This is a genomic window from Streptomyces tanashiensis (assembly GCF_014648895.1).
In the GTDB taxonomy this organism is placed as follows: Bacteria; Actinomycetota; Actinomycetes; order Streptomycetales; family Streptomycetaceae; genus Streptomyces; species Streptomyces tanashiensis.
Genome location: NZ_BMRZ01000003.1, coordinates 1 through 18,239, shown reverse-complemented (window position 1 = coordinate 18,239; position 18,239 = coordinate 1). Strand labels below are relative to the sequence as shown.

The window sequence follows — 18,239 nt, the reverse complement described above, 5'->3', positions numbered from 1 at the left end:
CCCTTGGTTCACAACGGTGTCGCGAACCTAGCGGGGACAACGTGGGGACCGCCAGACCCAGTTGGTCCTTACCCTTGGACTTTCCTGTACATCAGCACAGGATCCAGCCCGTAGTCGTTCCCCGGCCCGCGACCGAACCGCCCGCCCGGACGCAGCGGTTGAGCGCGTGGACCGTCACGGGGCCCGCCTGCCGGTCGAAGCGGCCCGACCGGACGACGGGGCGGGCGCCGCGCGGCTGGAGCGAGACGGCCATCGGGCGGCGGGGGCCCGGCCGGGTGGCGACGGTGACGGCGCAGACGTACTGGCGGGTCCGGTAGAGGCGCAGCTCGCCGGTGGCGAAGGTGATCGTCCGGGTGGGCCGGCCGTGGCAGACGGCGGCGGCGTCGGCGGTCCCGCCGCCGGGGCCGGGCCCGGGGAGGAGGAGCAGCGCGAGGGCGGCGAGGAGGGGGACGAGTACGCGGGCGAGGGTCCGGACCGTGCCGGTGTCCGTGATCATGCGTTCCCCTCCCGGGCGAGTCGTCGTACGGCCGTACGACGCACCACACCCAGGAATGGTTGCCTCCGCATGCCCCTGTCAGCCGAAGGCCGTCATGACCAGCGTCAGGAAGACGAACTCCGCGCCGAGCTGGACCCGGTACGCGGCGCGGCGGACGGCGGCGCGCGAGGTGCTCTGCACGGTCACGAGCGCCACGAGAACCATCCCGAGGGCCACGAGGGCGAACAGGCCCGTGACGCTGCCGCAGCCGTTCCCGTAGGCCACGCAGCGGCCGGCGTTCTCGCTGGTGAGCGCAGCGACGGCGGCGAGCGGGACCGCGGGCAGAAACACCCCGGCCCAGATCATGCCCCGCCTCCGCAGGAGCATGGCCTCAGCGGATCGTCGCCGCAGGAGCCCGGCCTCGGCGGCCGGTGCGCCGGGGCGGACGGGAGAGGCAGGGCGGGTGCGGGGATCGTGGCTCATGCCCCGATTCAATCCCGCCGGACGAGGTCCGGGGATCCGCCGGGATACTCACCCCGGCGGACCCCCGTACTCACCTCGCTCACACCCGCTCCGGCTCCGCCTCCCCGATGAAGGTGTTCCACAGGGACGCGTACCGGCCGCCCAGGGCGAGCAGTTCGTCGTGGGTGCCGTCCTCCGCGACCCGCCCGTGGTCCATGACGACCACACGGTCCGCGCGGGCGGCCGTCGTCAGGCGGTGGGCGACGACCAGCGTCGTGCGGCGGCCCGCGAGCCGGTCGGTGGCCGCGTTGACCTGGGCCTCGGTGGCCAGGTCGAGGGCGGCCGTGGCCTCGTCGAGCAGCAGCACGTCCGGGTCGACGAGCTCGGCGCGGGCCAGGGCGATCAGCTGGCGCTGCCCGGCGGAGAGGTTCCGGCCGCGCTCGGAGACCTCGTGGAGGTAGCCGCCGTCCAGCGTGGCGATCATGTCGTGCGCGCCGACCGCGCGGGCCGCCGCCTCGACCTCGGCGTCGGTCGCCTCCGGGCGGCCGTACGCGATGGCGTCGCGGACCGTCCCGGCGAAGAGGTACGCCTCCTGGGGGACGACACCGAGCCTGTGGCGGTACGCGGTGAGGTCGAGGTCCCGCAGGTCGGTGCCGTCGGCGGTGACCCGGCCGCCCGTCGGGTCGTAGAACCGGGCGACCAGCTTGACCAGGGTGGACTTGCCGGCGCCGGTCTCGCCGACGAAGGCGACGGTCTGCCCGGCGGGGATCCGCAGATCGATCCCGGTGAGGGCCTCTTCCTCCTCCCCGTACGCGAAGGACACGTCCTCGAAGGCGATCTCGCCGCGCAGCGAGAGGACGTCCAGGGGCGCGTCGGCGGCGGCCGTCGACGTCGGCTCCTGGAGGAGCTCCTGCATCCGCTTCAGCGAGACGGCGGCCTGCTGGTAGCCGTCGAAGACCTGCGAGAGCTGCTGCACGGGGGCGAAGAAGAGGTCGATGTAGAGGAGGTAGGCGACGAGCGCGCCCGTGGTGAGGGTGCCGGCCTCGATGCGGTTCGCGCCGACGATCATGACGGCCGCCGCGGCGGCCGAGGACAGCAGGGTCACGAAGGGGAAGTAGACCGAGATCAGCCACTGGCCCCGGACGCGCGCCTCGCGGTACGAGTCGCTGCGCTCCGCGAACCGGGCCGCGCCCGAGCGCTCGCGGCGGAAGGCCTGCACGATCCGGAGGCCGGCGACCGACTCCTGGAGGTCGGCGTTGACGACGCTGATCCGCTCCCGGGCCAGCTCGTACGCCTTCACGCTGGAGCGGCGGAAGTAGTACGTGGCGACGGCGAGGACCGGCAGCGTCGCGAAGACGACCAGGGCGAGCTGGAGGTCGAGCACCAGCAGCGCGACCATGATCCCGAAGAAGGTGACGACCGAGACGAAGGCGGTGACCAGACCCGTCTGCAGGAACGTCGACAGGGCGTCCACGTCCGTCGTCATCCGGGTCATGATCCGGCCGGTGAGCTCGCGCTCGTAGTAGTCCAGGCCGAGCCGCTGGAGCTGGGAGAAGATCTTCAGGCGCAGCGCGTAGAGGACCCGTTCGCCGGTGCGGCCGGTCATCCGGGTCTCGGCGGTCTGCGCGACCCACTGCACGAGGACGGTGACCAGGGCGAGCGCGGAGGCCGCCCAGACGGCGCCGATCGCGAGCCGGTTCACGCCCTCGTCGATGCCGTGCCGGATCAGGACCGGAAGCAGCAGGCCGGCGCCCGCGTCGAGGGCGACCAGGCCGAGGCTGATGAGCAGCGGGGCGCCGAAGCCGCGCAGCAGCCGGCGCAGCCCGTACGCGTCCTCGGGCGACACGGCCCGGGCCTCGTCGATCTCGGGGGTGTCGGTGGCCGGCGGCAGGGCCTCGACGGCGGCGAGCAGCTCGGGGGTGGCTCCGGGCGCGGGGCTCTCGCGGCCGGTGGTCTCGTCCCGTACCCACAGGGTGGGGGTGATGCCCCGCTCGGCGTCGAACTCGGCGTCCAGCTCGGCCCGCAGCGTGCGGTCCTCGGGGAGCTCCGGCGGCGTGACGTGGCCGGGAGAGACCGCGCCGAGCTCCTCCGGGTCGGTGAGGAGGCGGCGGAACAGCGGGGAGCGCCGCTCCAGCTCCGCGTGGGTGCCGATGTCGGCGAGGCGGCCGTCGTCGAGGACGGCGATGCGGTCGGCGAGGCCGAGGGTGGAGCGGCGGTGGGCGATGAGCAGGGTCGTACGGCCCGCCATCACCGACTTCAGGGCCTCGTGGATCTCGTGCTCGACCTTGGCGTCGACGGCGGAGGTGGCGTCGTCGAGGAGGAGCAGCCGGGGGTCGGTGAGGATCGCGCGGGCGAGTGCGACGCGCTGGCGCTGGCCGCCGGAGAGGGTGAGTCCGTGCTCGCCGACCTTGGTGTCGTACCCGTCCGGGAGCTCGGCGATGAAACGGTCCGCCTGGGCGGCGCGGGCGGCGGTCTCGATCTGCTCGCGGGTGGCGTCGGGGACGCCGTACGCGATGTTCGCGGCGACCGTGTCGGAGAAGAGGAAGGAGTCCTCGGGGACGAGGCCGACGGCGGCGCGCAGCGAGTCGAGGGTGAGCTCGCGGACGTCGTGGCCGCCGACGAGGACGGCGCCGTGGGTGACGTCGTAGAAGCGGGGCAGGAGGAGGGAGACGGTCGACTTGCCGGAGCCGGAGGCACCGACGACGGCGACGGTCTCGCCGGGCCGGATCTCCAGGGAGAACCCGTCGAGGACCGGCCGCCCGTCCTCGTAGGCGAAGGACACGTCGTCGAACTCGACGGTCGCGGGCGCGTCGGCGGGCAGCTCCTTGGTGCCGTCCTTGATCACCGGCTCGGTGTCGACGAGGTCGAAGACGCGCTCGACGCCGGCGCGGGCCTGCTGGCCGACGGTGAGGACCATGGCGAGCATGCGGACCGGGCCCACGAGGGAGGCCAGGTAGGCGGAGAAGGCGACGAAGGTGCCGAGGGTGATCTGGCCCCGGTAGGCGAGCCAGCCGCCGAGGGCGAGGACCGCGACCTGGCCGAGGGTGGGCACGGCCTGGAGGGCGGGGGTGTACTTCGAGTTCAGCCGGATCGTCCGCAGCCGGCCGGCGAAGAGCTTCCGCCCGGCCTCGCGGATCTTGCCGGTCTCCTGGTCCTCCTGGCCGAAGCCCTTGACGACCCGGACGCCGGACACGGCCCCGTCGACGACGCCGGCGACGACGGCGGCCTGCTGCTGCGCGTGCCAGGTGGCCGGGTGGAGCCGGGTGCGGCTGCGCCTGGCGATCCACCAGAGGGCGGGGGCGACGGCGAGCGCGACGAGGGTGAGCGGGATCGACAGCCAGGCCATGACGGCCAGCGAGATGAGGAACAGCAGGACGTTCCCGATGGTCATCGGGAGCATGAACAGCAGGCCCTGGATCAGCTGGAGGTCGCTGGTGGCCCGCCCGACGACCTGCCCGGTGGACAGCTCGTCCTGCCGCCGCCCGTCGAGCCGGGTGACGGTGTCGTACATGTCGGTGCGCAGGTCGTGCTGGACGTCGAGGGCGAGCCGGCCGCCGTAGTAGCGGCGGACGTAGGTGAGGGCGTAGACGAGGACGGCGGCGCCGATGAGCAGCCCGGTCCAGACACCGAGGTCCCGGGTCTTCGTGCCGATGACGTCGTCGATGATCACCTTGGTGACGAGCGGCACGAGGGCGAGCACGGCCATGCCGGCCAGCGAGGACCCGAGCGCGAGCAGCGTGTTCGTCCTGTACCGCCACGCGTACCCGGCCAGCCTGCGCGCCCAGCCCTGCTGTTTCTCCCCGACCGCCACGAGGGCCTCCCATCCATCCTGCTCTACCGGAAGCCCCAACACGGCCGACGTGCGATTTCATCCCGCCGCAACAATTCGCGCCGGAGCGGGTAGGGAGTCCCCGGGCCGCCGGACGGGCGGTGCCGTGGACGGAGGGGAAGGGGAGGTCCGTGGGGAAGGTCGAGGACGGGAAGCCGTATCAGTGGGGGCGGTTGTACGCGGCGTTACGGGCGGTGCGGGGGTTGGCGTCGGCCGGGCGGGTGGTTCCGGCGACGGACCGGGAGCTGAAGGACACGGTCAGCAGGCCCCGGACGGTCTTCCGGGGCTTCCTGCAGAGCTCGGGCCTCGACGTCCTGGCCGCCCGGGAGCGAGGCGGGCCCGTCGCCGCGGCGGCGGCGGTGGCCTTCGCCGACGTGGCGCGGCTGATACCCCCGCAGCCCATGGACGGCAACCAGATCACCCCGCGGGAGCAGCACTTCCGGCAGGGGTACGAGGCGCAGCTCGCCGAGTACCGGAAGGCCTGGGAGGGCCTGGTCGACTGAGCGGGCGGCCCCGCCCGGCCCCCACGGCCGGGCGGGTCGCCCGCGGCCGGTCACGGGCCGGGCGGACGGCTCTCGCCCGTCACAGGTGCGTCGGCTCGAACATCCTCAGGAGGGCCGGGAGGACCACCACCGACGGGCCCGGGGTGGCGAGGGCCTTCGACAGGTCCGCCGTCAGGGTCTCCGGGGTCGTCAGGGTGGCCGGGACACCGAAGGACTCGGACAGGGCGACGAAGTCCGGGCGGGTGAGCTCGGTGGCCGTGGCCTCGCCGAACGCGCCCGTCATGTACTCCCGCAGGATCCCGTAGCCGCCGTCGTCGACGATCAGCCAGGTCACGTCGAGGCCGTACTGCTTCGCCGTCGCCAGCTCCGCGATCGAGTACATCGCGCCGCCGTCGCCGGAGACCGCGAGGACCGGCTGGGACGGGTCGGCGGCGGCCGCGCCGAGGGCGGCGGGGAAGCCGTACCCGAGGCCGCCGGCGCCCTGGGCGGAGTGCATCGTGTTCGGGTGCCGCGCGTCGAAGGCCGACCACGCCCAGTACGCCAGGATCGTCATGTCCCAGAAGCTGGGGGCCCGGTCCGGGAGCGCCTCCCGCACCGCCGCGACGATCCGCTGCTCCAGACCGAGGTCCTGGGCGGCGATCCGCTCCCGCACCTTGCCCAGGACGGCCGAGACCCGCTCGGGGGCGGCCGGGTCCGTCCGCTCCCCGACGGTCTCCAGGAGGGCCTGGAGCGCGAGGCGGGCGTCCGCGTGGATGCCGAGCGCCGGGTGGTTGGACTCCAGCTTGCCCGCGTCGGCCTCGATCTGGATCACCCGGCCGCGCGGGGCGAACGTGTGGTAGTTCGAGGACAGCTCGCCGAGGCCCGAGCCGACGACGAGGAGGACGTCGGCGTCCTCCAGGAAGTCCGTGGTGTGCCGGTCCTCCAGCCAGGACTGGAGCGAGAGCGGGTGCTCCCAGGGGAAGGCGCCCTTGCCGCCGAAGGTGGTGACGACGGGGGCGTCGATCCGCTCGGCGAGCGCGAGGAGCTTGCCGGAGGCGTCGGAGCGGACGACCCCGCCGCCCGCGATGATCGCGGGCCGCTCGGCGTTCGCCAGGAGGTGCGCCGCGACCGCCGTGAGCTCGGGGCGCGGGACGACGTCCTCGGGCGTCGCGTCCATGGCGGTGACCACCGGCAGGGTGGTCTCGGCGAGGAGCACGTCCTGGGGGATCTCCACCCAGACGGGCCCGTGCGGGGCGGTGAGCGCCGACTCCCAGGCCGCGGCGATCGCGGAGGGGATCTGGGACTGCGTACGGACCGTGTGGACGGACTTCACGACGTCCCGGAAGGAGGCCTGCTGGTCGCGGAGCTCGTGGAGGTAGCCGTGCCGGCCGCCGCCGAGCCCGGCCGCCGGGATCTGGCTGCCGATCGCGAGGACCGGGGCGGAGGCGGCGGCCGCCTCCTGGAGCGCGGCGAGCGACATGAGGGCGCCGGGGCCGGTGGAGAGCAGCAGCGGGGCGGCCTCGCCGGTGATCCGGCCGTACGCGTCGGCGGCGAAGCCGGCGTTGTTCTCGACGCGGAGGCCGACGTACTGCAGCGTCGAGCGGCGCAGGGCGTCGAACATGCCGAGGGCGTGCTGGCCGGGCAGGCCGAAGACGGTGGTCGCGCCGAGGCCGGTGAGGGTCTCGACGACGAGGTCGCCGCCGTTGCGCCCGGCGGGCGGGTTGAGGGCCGCCTCGGTCTGGGCGGCGGTGGGGCGCAGGACCAGGTCGTGGTCGTGGGTCATGGTCGTCCCTTGGCGTGGCTCGGTGGTCGGGTGCGGGCCGGTGGTCGGGTTGTGCCCACCCGTTCCGCCCCGCAGAACGCATGCCCACAACCCGGCGGACGCGGGTCGGGCACCGCCCGACCCGCGCCGCGCAGGCTACTTCGCGTCGCGCGCCGCTGCGATCTGGCGGGACATGATGGTCGTCAGTTCGTACGCCGTGTGGGACGCGGCGACGGCGGTGATCTCGGCGTGGTCGTACGCCGGGGCGACCTCGACGACGTCGGCGGAGACCAGGTTGCAGGAGGAGAGGCCGCGGAGGATCTCCAGGAGCTCGCGGGAGGTCATGCCGCCGGCCTCGGGGGTGCCGGTGCCCGGGGCGTGGGCCGGGTCGAGGCAGTCGATGTCGATGGAGATGTACAGCGGGCGGTCGCCGATGCGCTGGCGCAGCTGGTCGGCGACCTCGTCGGCGCCGCGGCGGTAGACGTCGGAGGAGGTGACGATGCCGAAGCCGAGCTTCTCGTCGTCGGTGAGGTCCTGCTTGCCGTAGAGCGGGCCGCGGGTGCCGACGTGGGAGAGGGCGGAGGTGTCGAGGATGCCTTCCTCGACGGCGCGGCGGAACGGCGTGCCGTGGGTGTACTCGGCGCCGAAGTAGGTGTCCCAGGTGTCGAGGTGCGCGTCGAAGTGGAGCAGGGCGACGGGGCCGTGCTTCTTGGCGACGGAGCGCAGCAGCGGCAGGGCGATCGTGTGGTCGCCGCCGAGGGTCATCATGCGGGCGCCGGTGCCGAGGAGGTCGTCGGCGGCGGCCTCGATGGTCTCGACGGCCTCGTTGATGTTGAAGGGGTTGGCGGCGATGTCGCCGGCGTCCGCGACCTGGGCGAGGGCGAACGGGGAGGCGTCCTGCGCCGGGTTGTAGGGGCGGAGCAGGCGGGAGGCCTCGCGGATGGCGTTGCCGCCGAAGCGGGCGCCGGGGCGGTAGGAGACACCGGTGTCGAAGGGGACGCCGACCACGGCGACGTCGGCGGTGCCGACCTCGTCGAGGCGCGGCAGCCGGGCGAACGTCGCGGGACCTGCGTACCGCGGGATGCGGGACGAGTCGATCGGGCCGCGGAAGGCGTTCTGGTCGCTGCTGCTCATGGTCGGGGTCCTCCTGGGTGGTCGGGTTCTCTCCGGACGGGTTCCGTCCGGGTGTCGGTGGTTCAGCCGGTCAGGGTCGCCGGGGTGGCCTCGGCGCCCTCGGGTGCGGGGCCTTCGGCCGGGTCCTGGCCCGCGAGGCGGGCGCGCCAGTTCGCGAGCACGGTGGCGTCCGTCGGGCGGGTCGCCAGGGAAACGATCACATATGCGGCGAGCGAGGCCAACAAACCATAGTAAACAGGCTCATTTGCCAAGATTCCGTAAGTCCACATCAGGCCAATGACGGCCAGGCCGCCGACGGTGACCGCGGCGAGCGCGCCCTGGACGGTGCCGCGGCGCCAGAGCAGGCCGCCGAGGACGGGCACGAGGAGCCCGCCGACCAGCAGGTTGTAGGCGACGGTGAGGGCCTGGACGACGTCGTTGAGGGCGATGGCGATGAGGATGACGGCGACGCCCATGATGAGGATGAAGAGGCGGTTGCCCTTGACCTCGTCGTGGTCGTTCTCGTCCTTCCTCGCGACGGCGCCGCGCAGTCGTGACCAGATGTCGTTGTTGGCGACGGTGGCGCAGGCGATGAGGGCGCCGGAGGAGGTGGACATGACGGCGGCGAGCGCGGCGGCGAGGACGAGGCCCCGGACGCCCATCGGCAGCTCGTCCTTGACGATGGTGGCGAAGGCGTCGTCGGCGCTGGGCAGCGTGGGGTACATGACCTTGGCCGCGGTGCCGATGACGGCTCCGGCCAGCGCGTACGCCAGACAGTAGGTGCCGGCGACGGTGCCGCCCCACTTGGCGACCTTGTCGGTGCGGGCGGTGAAGACCCGCTGCCAGATGTCCTGGCCGATGAGCATGCCGAAGGTGTAGATCAGCACGTACGTGAAGATCGTCTCGCCGCCGATGCCGAGCGGCTCGAAGTACGAGGTGGGCAGCGCGTCCCGCATCCCGGAGAAGCCGCCCGCCTTGATCACGGCGATCGGCAGCAGCAGGAGCAGCACGCCGATGGTCTTCACCACGAACTGCACCATGTCGGTGATGGTGATGGACCACATGCCGCCGAGCGTCGAGTACGCGACGACGATGGTGCCGCCGAGGACGATCGCGAGGGTCCGGGGCAGGTCGAAGAGGACGTCGAAGATCGTGGCGTACGCGATGGTCGAGGTGACCGCGAGCATCAGCGTGTACGCCCACATCACGACGCCCGAGATGACACCGGCCCTGCCGCCGTAGCGCAGGTCGAGCATCTCGGAGACGGTGTAGACCTTCAGCCGGGCGATGCGGGCGGAGAAGAAGACCGACAGGGCGAGCAGGCCGAGGCCGATCGCGAAGACCATCCAGGCGCCGGAGAGGCCGTACTTGTAGCCGAGGCCCACGCCGCCGATGGTGGAGGCGCCGCCGAGGACGATGGCGGCCATCGTCCCGGAGTACATCCAGGGCCCGAGGCGGCGGCCGGCCACCAGGAACTCGCTCTTGGACCTGGCGCGGCGCATGCCCCACCAGCCCATCGCGAGCATGCCGGCCAGGTACAGGACGATCACTGTGTAGTCGACGGCCATGGGCCCTCCTTCTCACCTCGGTGGCGTGTCGTGCGGGGGAGTGCCCAGGTGCTGATCGCGGGGACATCCGCCCGTACCCGCGGCCCTGGGATGTCACGACAGTAGGTGGCCGGAAAGCGGCGTTGAAGTGTACGTTTCCTCCACTGTCCGGGCGGGGGATGTACGAAGGGCCCATGCCGATGACCCCGTCGCCCTCACCGGAGGCCGGCTCCACCCCTCCGGCGCCGCCGGTGCCGCTCGCCGCGCTGCTCGCCCGCACCGACCTGGGCCTGCGGCTGCTCGCCGGGCCCGAGGACGTCCCGCTCCACTGGGTGCACACCTCGGAGATGGCCGACCCCTATCCGTACCTGCTCGGCGGCGAGCTGCTGATGACGGCGGGCGTCCTGCTCACCGATCCGGCGCACTACGTCGAGCGGGTCGTGGAGGCGGGGGCCGCGGCGCTCGCCTTCGGGGTGACCCCCGTGTACGACACAGTCCCCGCCGCGCTCGTCGAGGCGTGCGCGCGGCACGGGCTCCCGCTCGTCGAGGTGCCGCCGAGGACCCCCTTCACGGCGGTGGCGCGTGCGCTGTGGCGGCTCATGGCGGAGGCCCGGCTGCACGAGCTGCGCCGGGTGACCGAGGCCCAGCAGTCCCTGGCGGCGGCCGCGGCCCGCCAGGCGCCCGTCCCGGCGGTCCTCGGCGCGCTCGCCTCACGGCTCGGGGGGCGGGCGGTGCTGTTCGGGGCGGACGGCACCGAGTCGGCGGCGGCCGGCCGGGAGGTCCCGGCGGAGGCGGCGCGGGCGCTGCGGGACCTCGCGGGGGTGCTCGGACCGCGCCCGGGCGGGCCGGCCTCGGCGAGCGGAGACGGCGGCGGACTGCGGCTCGCCGCCTACGCGCTGGGCGGCGGGGACGGTCTGACGCTCGGCGTGGCGACGGAGCGGCGCGGCCCGGGCGACCACACGATCGCGGGCGTGGCGGTGGTCCTGCTCTCCCTGCTGACGGCCCCGCACCGGGGCGCGGACGTGACCGTACGGGACGGGGCCCTGGTGCGGCTGCTGCTCGGCGCGACCCCGGCGGAGGTCGCGGGCGCCCTGGGCCCGGAGCCCTGGACGGTGGTGCACGCGCGGGGCGGCGACGGCACCCCGTTCGCGGCGACGAGCCTGGCGGCGGAGCTCGGGACGCCGCTGGTGGCCCACGACGGAGGCACCGTACGGCTCCTCCTGCCGTCCTCCGCCGCCGTCACCGCGCAGGAGGGGTGGACGCTCGGGGCGAGCGCCCCCGTGACGTCCTCGGAGCTCGCCGCCGGGGAGGCGCAGGCGGCGCGGGCGCTGCGCCGGGCGGAGGCCTCCCGGGCGGCTCTGGTCCGGCACCGCGCCAGCGGCTTCGCCGCGCTGGTGGACCGCGACGAGGCCGCCGCGTACGCCCGGGAGGTGCTGGCCCCGCTCGGCGAACCCCTCGTCGAGACGCTCCGGGCCTGGCTCTCGCTGCACGGCAGCTGGGACCGGACGGCGGTGGCCCTGGAGATCCACCGGAACACGGTCCGTCAGCGGATCGCCCGCTGCGCGGCGCTGCTCGACCGGGACCTGGACGATCCGGACGTCCGGATGGAGCTGTGGTTCGCGCTGCGGTGAGGCGGGCTCACCAGAGCTTGTTCACCGCCGTCTTCGCCGTCGTGCGGAAGGCGGCCAGCGGGGCGTCCTTGAGGTCGCCCATCTGGCCCCAGCGGACGAAGGTGACGGTGCGGCCGTCGCGGCCGACGGAGAACAGGTGGATGTCGGTGTTGCCGATCTGCGGGTCGGCGGTGTCCAGGCTGTAGACCCAGGCGCCCTCCTCCACGGCGAGCTTGCCGTGGTAGGCGCTGACGGCGTGCAGGCCCGGGTTCTGCCGCTCAAGGAGGGGGCCGCAGCCGGCGAGGGCCGTGCGGAGGGTGTCGACCAGCTTCACCGCGTCGGCCTCGGTGCGGGCGACGGTGGTGATCTGGACGCCGTTGGTGTCGAGCTCGGTGGTGAACTCACGGTAGCGGCTGTTCTGCGCCGGGATCTTGTACGGGGCGCAGAGGGCGCCGCCGTTCTCCGGGACGCCGGTGAAGACCTGGGTGGCGGTCCACGGCGTCGACGACGCGGGCATCTGCGCGGCGGAGAGGAAGGCGGGCTGGGCGGCGGCCTGCGCCGGGGCGGCGGCGAGGGCGGCGAGGCCCAGGGCGGCAGCGGCGGTGGCGGCGAGTGCGGTGCGGAGCCTGTTCATGCTGGTGGATCCCCCGTCGGGTCGTTCGGTCAGTGCTCCACCAGCGTCGGGCCCCCGCCCGCCCCGGGCAACGACGACGCGCCCGCCACCCGTCCCGGAACCATTCCACCCCCTCTGACGTGGGAGAACGCAACAGGGGTGGAACGAGACGTGGGGCGGTCCGATGGGCGAGGTCGAGGAGTTCGCGGCGCGGGTGCGCGCGCTGAAGACGCGTGACGGGCGCAGTTACGAGGCGCTGGGGCGGCGGCTCGGCGTCAGCGCCTCCACGCTGCACCGCTACGGCTCCGGCGCGGCCGTCCCGGAGTCCTTCGCCGTCGTCGGGCGCCTGGCCCGCCTGTGCGGGGCCGACGCGGAGGAGGTGCGGGAGCTGGAGGAGCACTGGCGGCGCGCGGACCTCGTCCGCAGACCACCGGCCCGGGACGGCGCACCGACCGGACCACCGGCCCAGGACACCGGCCCCGACGGACCACCGGTCCAGGACACCGGCCCGGACGAACCACTGGCCCAGGGCGCCGCACCGCCCGGACCCGAGCCCGTCGTGGTCACCCCCGCGCGGCCGCGCCGCAAGCCCTGGCTGGTGGGTGGCGCCGTCCTCGCCGTCGTGGCGCTCGCGCTCGGGGCCGTCCTGCTGCCCGGGCGCGGCGGGGAGCCGCGGCACCGCGCGGCGCCCGAGGCGAAGCCGGTGACGGCGCCCCCGTTCACGTACACCGTCGCCTCCCTCTGGGAGAACGGCTGCGGGCACACCTATCTCGCCGACCGGCCCCCCGCGCGGGTCGGCGCTCCCCCGGTGCCCGCCGACGCCGCCCGGTGGGCCGGGGCGCTCGGCGCCGTGGACGGCGGGCAGACGCTCGTACGGATCTCGGTGCAGGGGAAGGGGGCATCCGCCGTCGTCCTCCAGGGGCTGCACGTGCGCGTGGTGGGGCGGGCGGAGCCGCTGCCCTGGGCGGCGTACCGGATGGACGAGGGGTGCGGCGGGGCCGTCACCCCGCGCCGGTTCACCGTGGACCTCGACGCGCCGCGCCCGCTCGCGCGGTCGGTCGACGGGTACGACGCCTCGGGTCAGGAGGGGCGGACGATCCCGGCCGTCTCGTTCCCCTACGCCGTCACCGCGGCCGAGCCCGAGGAGCTGCTGGTCTCCGCCCGCACGGCGGGCTGCGACTGCCGCTGGTTCCTGGAGCTGGAGTGGAGCGCGGAGGGGCGGAGCGGTGCGGTGCGGATCGGGGCCCCGGACGGGAAGGCCTTCCGTACGAGCGGGCGGGCGAAGGGGAGCCCGGTCCACGCCTACGACCCGGCGAAGGGGCTCTGGATCACAGGCGCGGAGTCTGGACAGGGCGGGTGACCGCTGGGTAACTTCGAACAGAACACACTGAGCAAGCGCTTAGACAACCGGCAGCGACAAGGAGGCGGCTCGTGCGCCGTACCGTATTCAACGAGGACCACGAGGCGTTCCGGGAGACCATCCGCGCCTTCATCGAGGCCGAGGTCGTCCCCGTCTACGACGAGTGGTTCGCCGCGGGCCAGGCGCCGCGCGAGTTCTACGACAAGCTCGGTGAGCTGGGCATCTTCGGCATCAACGTCCCCGAGGAGTTCGGCGGCGCGGGCCTGGACACCCACAAGTTCGAGGCCGTCCTGTACGAGGAGACCTCGCGCGCGGGCGTCCAGTTCGGCGGCTCCGGCGTGCACGTGCTGCTCGCCCTCCCGTACATCAAGATGCTCTCCACCGACGAGCAGAAGAAGCGCTACCTGCCGAAGTTCGTCACCGGCGAGGAGATGTGGGCGCTCGCCATGACCGAGCCGGGCACCGGCTCCGACGTCGCGGGCATGAAGACCACCGCCAAGCTCTCCGAGGACGGCACCCACTACGTCCTCAACGGCGCCAAGACCTTCATCACCGGCGGCGTCCACGCCGACCGCGTGATCGTCTGCGCCCGCACCTCCGCCCCGTCGGCCGAGGACCGCCGCTTCGGCATCTCCCTCTTCGCCGTCGACACCAAGTCCGAGGGCTACTCCATCGGCCGCAAGCTGGACAAGCTCGGCCTGCGCACCTCCGACACGGCCGAGCTGGCCTTCGTCGACGTCAAGGTGCCGGTCGAGGACCTGCTCGGCGAGGAGGGCAAGGGCTTCTACTACCTCGGCCACAACCTCGCCTCCGAGCGCTGGGGCATCGCCTTCGGCGCCTACGCCCAGGCCAAGGCCGCCATCCGCTTCGCCCAGCAGTACGTCACGGACCGCACGGTCTTCGGCAAGCCGGTCGCCTCCTTCCAGAACACCAAGTTCGAGTTGGCCGCCTGCCAGGCCGAGGTCGACGCCGCCGAGGCCGTCGCCGACCGCGCCCTGGAGGCCCTGGACGCGGGCGAGCTCTCCCCGGCCGAGGCCGCGAGCGCCAAGCTCTTCTGCACCGAGGTCGCCCACCGCGTCATCGACCGCTGCCTCCAGCTGCACGGCGGCTACGGCTACATGAACGAGTACCCGATCGCCCGCCTCTACGCCGACAACCGCGTCAACCGCATCTACGGCGGCACCAGCGAGATCATGAAGTCGATCATCGCCAAGTCGATGGGCCTGTAAGTGCCCGACGCACACACGGCGCTGGATGACCTGCTCGATCTGCTCGACCTGGAGCGGATCGAGCAGGACATCTTCCGGGGCGAGTCCCGCCCCTCGATCGTCCCCCGCGTCTTCGGCGGCCAGGTGGCCGCCCAGGCGCTGGTGGCGGCGGGGCGGACCGTACCGGAGGACCGGCTCGCGCACTCCCTGCACGCGTACTTCCTGCGCGCCGGCGACCCGGGCGCGCCGATCGTCTACACGGTCGACCGCATCCGCGACGGCCGCTCCTTCACCACCCGCCGGGTCGTCGCCGTCCAGCACGGGCAGCCGATCTTCCACCTCTCCGCCTCCTTCCAGGCGTACGAGGAGGGGCTCGACCACCAGGTCGACATGCCGCCCGCCCCGGACCCGGAGTCGCTCGACACCCCGGCCGAGATGCTCCCCCGCCACCTCCCCCGCGAGGTCGCGGACCGGCTCGTCGAGGCCCGCGCCGCGGTCGACCTCCGGTACGCCGACGTCCCGCCCTGGGGCTCGGTCGGACAGCCCCGCGAGCCCCGCTCCCAGGTCTGGTTCCGCACCAACGGCAAGCTTGCGGACGACCCGCTGCTCCACATCGCCCTGGCGACCTACGTCTCCGACATGACGCTCCTCGACTCGATCCTCCTGGCCCACGGCCGGGGCGGCTGGGCCGTGGGCGACGTCGTCGGGGCGTCCCTGGACCACGCCATGTGGTTCCACCGCCCCTTCCGGGCCGACGAGTGGCTCCTGTACGACCAGGAGTCGCCGACCTCGTCCGGCGGGCGTGGCCTCGGCCAGGCCCGGATCTACACCCAGGACGGGCGGCTGGCGATCTCCGTCATCCAGGAGGGTGTCGTTCGCGTCCCCCGCTGACGACCGAACATACCGTCCGATTCATGACGGAAAACGGCGAAAGCACCTTCACAGTGATCGTGGCGGCGGTGGCGAACCTCGGGATCGCCGCCGCCAAGGTCGTCGCGGGCATCGTCAGCGGCTCCAGCGCGATGCTCTCGGAGGCCGCCCACTCGGTCGCCGACACCGTCACCGAGGCCATGCTCCTCACCGCGCTCAAGCGGAGCGAGAAGCCGGCCGACGAGGACCATCCCGTCGGCTACGCGGGCGAACGCTACGTCTGGGCGTTGCTGGCCGCGGTCGCCACCTTCGTCGGCGGCGCGGTCTTCTCCGTCTACGACGGCATCCACACCCTCACCCACGGCGAGGAGGTCGGCGACCCGACGATCTCCTACATCGTCCTCGGCATCGCCTTCGTCCTGGAGGGCTTCTCGCTGCGCACGGGCATCAAGCAGGTCAGGGCCGAGGCGGAACGGATGAAGGCCCCCTTCGCCCGGTACCTGCGGCTCACCGCCGACACCACCGTCAAGGCGGTCGTCATGGAGGACTCCGCCGCCCTCGCCGGCCTCATGCTGGCGGCGGGCGGCCTGCTCGGCGTCCAGATCACCGGCTCCGATGTCTGGGACGGCGTCGCCTCCATCCTCATCGGACTCCTGCTCGTGTACGTCGCGTGGGTCCTGGGCCGCTCCAACGCCGAACTCCTCATCGGCCGGCCGGCCCCGCGCCGCATGCGGGGCGGCATCCGCGAGGAGCTCCTCTCCGTCCCGCACATCATCGACGTCCTCGACCTGATCACCCTGATCCAGGGACCCGGGGAGATCCTCGTCGCGGCGAAGATCGACTTCCGGGACGTGTCGTCGGCCGAGCAGGTGGAATGGGCGTGCGAGGACGCGGAGTCACAGCTCAGGGAACGCTTCCCGGCGATCCGCCGGGTGTACCTGGACCCGACCCCGGGCGTGGCCCAGCGCGAGGCCGGGCCGCCGGACCCCTCCTGATCAGGCCAGGCCCGCCGCCGCCAGGGTGTAGGCGGTCATCGGCTCGTAGAAGCGGGGGTCCAGGACGTGGTCGTCCAGGGGGATCGTGACCTGCATCGTCCCCTCGGCCTCGCCGATGAAGAGCGCGGGGTCGTTGCAGTCCGCGTAGCCCACGGAGTCGATGCCCCGCTGCCCCGCCCGCCCGGCCCACCCGTGGTCCGCGATCACCAGGTCGGGCCGCCCGTCCTCGCCGAGCGCGTCGAGGATCGCGTTCATCGGCTCCGGGGAGTGGGTGTGCCACAGGCTCGCGCCGCGCTCGAAGACGGCGACGTCCGCGAACTGCACGACGTACCCCTCGTCGGCGACGAGCCCGCCGGGGATCCGGACGATGTCGCAGCCCTGCGCGCGCAGCGCCGCGGCGACCCGGCTGTGGACGTCGATGAGCGCACCGGGGTGGCCGGTCGCGAAGAGGACCCGCTCCTTGCCGGCCGCGGCCTTGCGCAGCCGGGCGGCCATCCGGTCGAGGCCGTCGACGGTGAGTTCGGGGTCGATGGTGTCCTGGCCGGCCCGGTGCGCCGGGTCGTCGATCACGCCGCACCGCTCGGCCATGACGGCGAGCACGTCCTGCTCGTCGGTCCAGCGGTCGCCGAGTTCGAGCCCGAGCCAGTAGTGCCGGTCGCCGTTGGCGAGCTTGCGGTAGTGGGAGAGGTTGTTGTCGCGCGGGGTGGCGACGTCTCCCGCGATCCGGGTGCGGACGAGGTGCTCGACGAGGGCGGGGCGGCTGAGTATCGGCATGGGGCTCATTCTGTCCGAGCGCCGGAGGCGATGGGCACCCCATTCCGGCCCCTGGACCCCTCGCCACTACCCGCCCAGCGCCCCGAACGCCCCGTGCGCCAGCTTCCGCAGCAGGTCCTCCATGGGCCGACGGCCGAGCGCGGCCAGGTGCGGGGTCGAGTTGAGGAGGCCGAAGACGGCGTGGACGGCCGTGCGGGACTCGGACTCCCCCGCGTCGGGGTACAGCTCCCGCACCGCCGCGACCCACAGTTCGACGTACTGCCGCTGGAGCTGGCGGACCCGCTTGCGGTCCTCGTCCTTGAGGCGGTCGAGCTCGCGGTCGTGGAGGGTGATCAGCGGCCGGTCGTCGAGGGCGAAGTCGATGTGCCCGTCGATGAGGGAGCCGAGGAGGACGCGCGAGTCCCCGTCGGATTCGGCCACGCGCAGGCGTCCGCCGGACAGGAGCCGCTCGCTGATGCCGACGAGCAGCTCCGCGAGCATCGCGTCCTTGCCCGGGAAGTGGCGGTAGAGGCCGGGGCCGCTGATGCCGACCGCCGCCCCTATCTCGTCCACGCCCACGCCGTGGAAGCCGCGCTCGGCGAAGAGACGTGCGGCCTCTTTGAGGATCTGCTCGCGGCGGGTCGGCGCGTCCATCCGTGTCGAGGCCGTCGGGGTCGTGGTCATGGATTCGATTCTAGACAACCCGGTTAGCGGTCGTTAACCTGGGCGTCATACGTTAACGCTCATTAACCGAGCAAGGGAGCTCGAGGGATGCAGCAGGCACCTGTGCTGACGAGCGCGGCGGATCCCGCGTCGCCGGCCTGGCAGGCCAATGAGGCGGCTCATCACGAGCTGGCGGCGACGTTGCGCGCCAAGCTCGCGGCGGCCGCGCTCGGTGGCGGTGAGAAGTCCCGGGCGCGGCACACCGCGCGGGGGAAGCTGCTGCCGCGCGACCGGGTGGACACGCTGTTGGATCCGGGCTCGCCGTTCCTGGAGCTGGCGCCGCTGGCGGCGAACGGCATGTACGGCGACCAGGCCCCGGCGGCGGGTGTGATCGCGGGCATCGGCCGGGTGTCGGGGCGTGAGTGCGTGATCGTCGCGAACGACGCGACGGTCAAGGGCGGCACGTACTACCCGATGACGGTGAAGAAGCACCTGCG

At 73.3% G+C, this 18,239-nt stretch carries 16 protein-coding genes; 7 read left to right on the top strand and 9 right to left on the bottom strand.

The features are described 5' to 3' along the window. Positions 1-91: 91 nt before the first annotated feature. The 3 genes from IE237_RS10765 to IE237_RS10755 form a co-directional block, all read right to left on the bottom strand. Complete coding sequence (locus IE237_RS10765; protein WP_189801683.1) at positions 92-496, bottom strand: hypothetical protein; 405 nt, start codon at positions 494-496, stop codon at positions 92-94. Positions 497-574: 78 nt separating this feature from the next. Then, complete coding sequence (locus IE237_RS10760) at positions 575-958, bottom strand: hypothetical protein (protein ID WP_189801682.1); 384 nt, start codon at positions 956-958, stop codon at positions 575-577. A gap of 79 nt (positions 959-1,037) precedes the next feature. Further along, the gene (locus IE237_RS10755) at positions 1,038-4,748 is read right to left on the bottom strand and encodes an ABC transporter ATP-binding protein (RefSeq protein WP_189801681.1); all 3,711 of its coding nucleotides are present in this window, start codon (positions 4,746-4,748) and stop codon (positions 1,038-1,040) included. A 149-nt stretch (positions 4,749-4,897) separates the two neighbouring features. Between IE237_RS10755 and IE237_RS41310 the strand changes: the two genes are divergently transcribed. Continuing rightward, positions 4,898-5,269: a hypothetical protein gene (locus IE237_RS41310; RefSeq protein WP_189801680.1), complete on the top strand. Its 372-nt coding sequence runs from the start codon at positions 4,898-4,900 to the stop codon at positions 5,267-5,269. Between the two features lie 79 nt (positions 5,270-5,348). Here the strand turns inward: IE237_RS41310 and IE237_RS10745 are convergent, their stop codons facing one another. The 3 genes from IE237_RS10745 to IE237_RS10735 form a co-directional block, all read right to left on the bottom strand. Continuing rightward, complete coding sequence (locus tag IE237_RS10745) at positions 5,349-7,031, bottom strand: thiamine pyrophosphate-binding protein (protein WP_189801679.1); 1,683 nt, start codon at positions 7,029-7,031, stop codon at positions 5,349-5,351. Between the two features lie 135 nt (positions 7,032-7,166). Then, positions 7,167-8,144 (bottom strand): agmatinase, encoded by a 978-nt coding sequence (gene speB, locus IE237_RS10740; protein WP_041129339.1) that lies wholly within the window; start codon positions 8,142-8,144, stop codon positions 7,167-7,169. A 62-nt stretch (positions 8,145-8,206) separates the two neighbouring features. Then, positions 8,207-9,691 carry a sodium:solute symporter family protein gene (locus IE237_RS10735; protein WP_189801678.1) on the bottom strand — a complete coding sequence of 495 codons (1,485 nt, stop codon included), beginning with the start codon at positions 9,689-9,691 and terminating at the stop codon, positions 8,207-8,209. 173 nt (positions 9,692-9,864) lie between these two features. On the opposite strand from IE237_RS10735, the gene IE237_RS10730 reads away from it, so the two are divergent. Further along, the gene (locus IE237_RS10730) at positions 9,865-11,301 is read left to right on the top strand and encodes a PucR family transcriptional regulator (protein ID WP_370468169.1); all 1,437 of its coding nucleotides are present in this window, start codon (positions 9,865-9,867) and stop codon (positions 11,299-11,301) included. A gap of 7 nt (positions 11,302-11,308) precedes the next feature. Here the strand turns inward: IE237_RS10730 and IE237_RS10725 are convergent, their stop codons facing one another. Continuing rightward, the gene (locus IE237_RS10725) at positions 11,309-11,914 is read right to left on the bottom strand and encodes a hypothetical protein (RefSeq protein ID WP_189801676.1); all 606 of its coding nucleotides are present in this window, start codon (positions 11,912-11,914) and stop codon (positions 11,309-11,311) included. Positions 11,915-12,077: 163 nt separating this feature from the next. Between IE237_RS10725 and IE237_RS10720 the strand changes: the two genes are divergently transcribed. The 4 genes from IE237_RS10720 to IE237_RS10705 all read left to right on the top strand — a co-directional run bounded on the left by IE237_RS10720 (position 12,078) and on the right by IE237_RS10705 (position 16,326). Next, positions 12,078-13,253 carry a helix-turn-helix domain-containing protein gene (locus tag IE237_RS10720; RefSeq protein ID WP_189801675.1) on the top strand — a complete coding sequence of 392 codons (1,176 nt, stop codon included), beginning with the start codon at positions 12,078-12,080 and terminating at the stop codon, positions 13,251-13,253. Between the two features lie 71 nt (positions 13,254-13,324). Further along, entirely contained in the window at positions 13,325-14,482 is a 1,158-nt protein-coding gene (locus IE237_RS10715) for an acyl-CoA dehydrogenase family protein (protein WP_189801674.1), read from the top strand. Next, positions 14,483-15,352, top strand: coding sequence for an acyl-CoA thioesterase (locus tag IE237_RS10710; RefSeq protein WP_189801673.1), 870 nt, complete (start codon positions 14,483-14,485; stop codon positions 15,350-15,352). It abuts the gene before it with no gap. Between the two features lie 23 nt (positions 15,353-15,375). After that, on the top strand, positions 15,376-16,326 hold the full coding sequence (locus tag IE237_RS10705; protein ID WP_189801672.1) for a cation diffusion facilitator family transporter: 951 nt from the start codon (positions 15,376-15,378) through the stop codon (positions 16,324-16,326). Here the strand turns inward: IE237_RS10705 and IE237_RS10700 are convergent, their stop codons facing one another. Both IE237_RS10700 and IE237_RS10695 read right to left on the bottom strand, forming a co-directional pair. Continuing rightward, on the bottom strand, positions 16,327-17,100 hold the full coding sequence (locus IE237_RS10700; protein WP_189801671.1) for a phosphatase: 774 nt from the start codon (positions 17,098-17,100) through the stop codon (positions 16,327-16,329). 66 nt (positions 17,101-17,166) lie between these two features. Then, positions 17,167-17,763 carry an SACE_7040 family transcriptional regulator gene (locus IE237_RS10695; RefSeq protein WP_189801670.1) on the bottom strand — a complete coding sequence of 199 codons (597 nt, stop codon included), beginning with the start codon at positions 17,761-17,763 and terminating at the stop codon, positions 17,167-17,169. An 87-nt stretch (positions 17,764-17,850) separates the two neighbouring features. Between IE237_RS10695 and IE237_RS10690 the strand changes: the two genes are divergently transcribed. Next, on the top strand, positions 17,851-18,239 hold a 389-nt coding region (locus IE237_RS10690), incomplete at its 3' end, for a carboxyl transferase domain-containing protein (protein ID WP_308433058.1).

What these genes read in the sequence shown, in the direction of transcription:
- IE237_RS10765 (WP_189801683.1), bottom strand. Translation starts at nt 496, where the DNA reads ATGATCACGGACACCGGCACGGTCCGGACCCTCGCCCGCGTACTCGTC.
- IE237_RS10760 (WP_189801682.1), bottom strand. Translation starts at nt 958, where the DNA reads ATGAGCCACGATCCCCGCACCCGCCCTGCCTCTCCCGTCCGCCCCGGC.
- IE237_RS10745 (WP_189801679.1), bottom strand. Translation starts at nt 7,031, where the DNA reads ATGACCCACGACCACGACCTGGTCCTGCGCCCCACCGCCGCCCAGACC.
- speB (WP_041129339.1), bottom strand. Translation starts at nt 8,144, where the DNA reads ATGAGCAGCAGCGACCAGAACGCCTTCCGCGGCCCGATCGACTCGTCC.
- IE237_RS10735 (WP_189801678.1), bottom strand. Translation starts at nt 9,691, where the DNA reads ATGGCCGTCGACTACACAGTGATCGTCCTGTACCTGGCCGGCATGCTC.
- IE237_RS10730 (WP_370468169.1), top strand. Translation starts at nt 9,865, where the DNA reads ATGCCGATGACCCCGTCGCCCTCACCGGAGGCCGGCTCCACCCCTCCG.
- IE237_RS10725 (WP_189801676.1), bottom strand. Translation starts at nt 11,914, where the DNA reads ATGAACAGGCTCCGCACCGCACTCGCCGCCACCGCCGCTGCCGCCCTG.
- IE237_RS10720 (WP_189801675.1), top strand. Translation starts at nt 12,078, where the DNA reads ATGGGCGAGGTCGAGGAGTTCGCGGCGCGGGTGCGCGCGCTGAAGACG.
- IE237_RS10705 (WP_189801672.1), top strand. Translation starts at nt 15,376, where the DNA reads ATGACGGAAAACGGCGAAAGCACCTTCACAGTGATCGTGGCGGCGGTG.
- IE237_RS10700 (WP_189801671.1), bottom strand. Translation starts at nt 17,100, where the DNA reads ATGCCGATACTCAGCCGCCCCGCCCTCGTCGAGCACCTCGTCCGCACC.
- IE237_RS10695 (WP_189801670.1), bottom strand. Translation starts at nt 17,763, where the DNA reads ATGACCACGACCCCGACGGCCTCGACACGGATGGACGCGCCGACCCGC.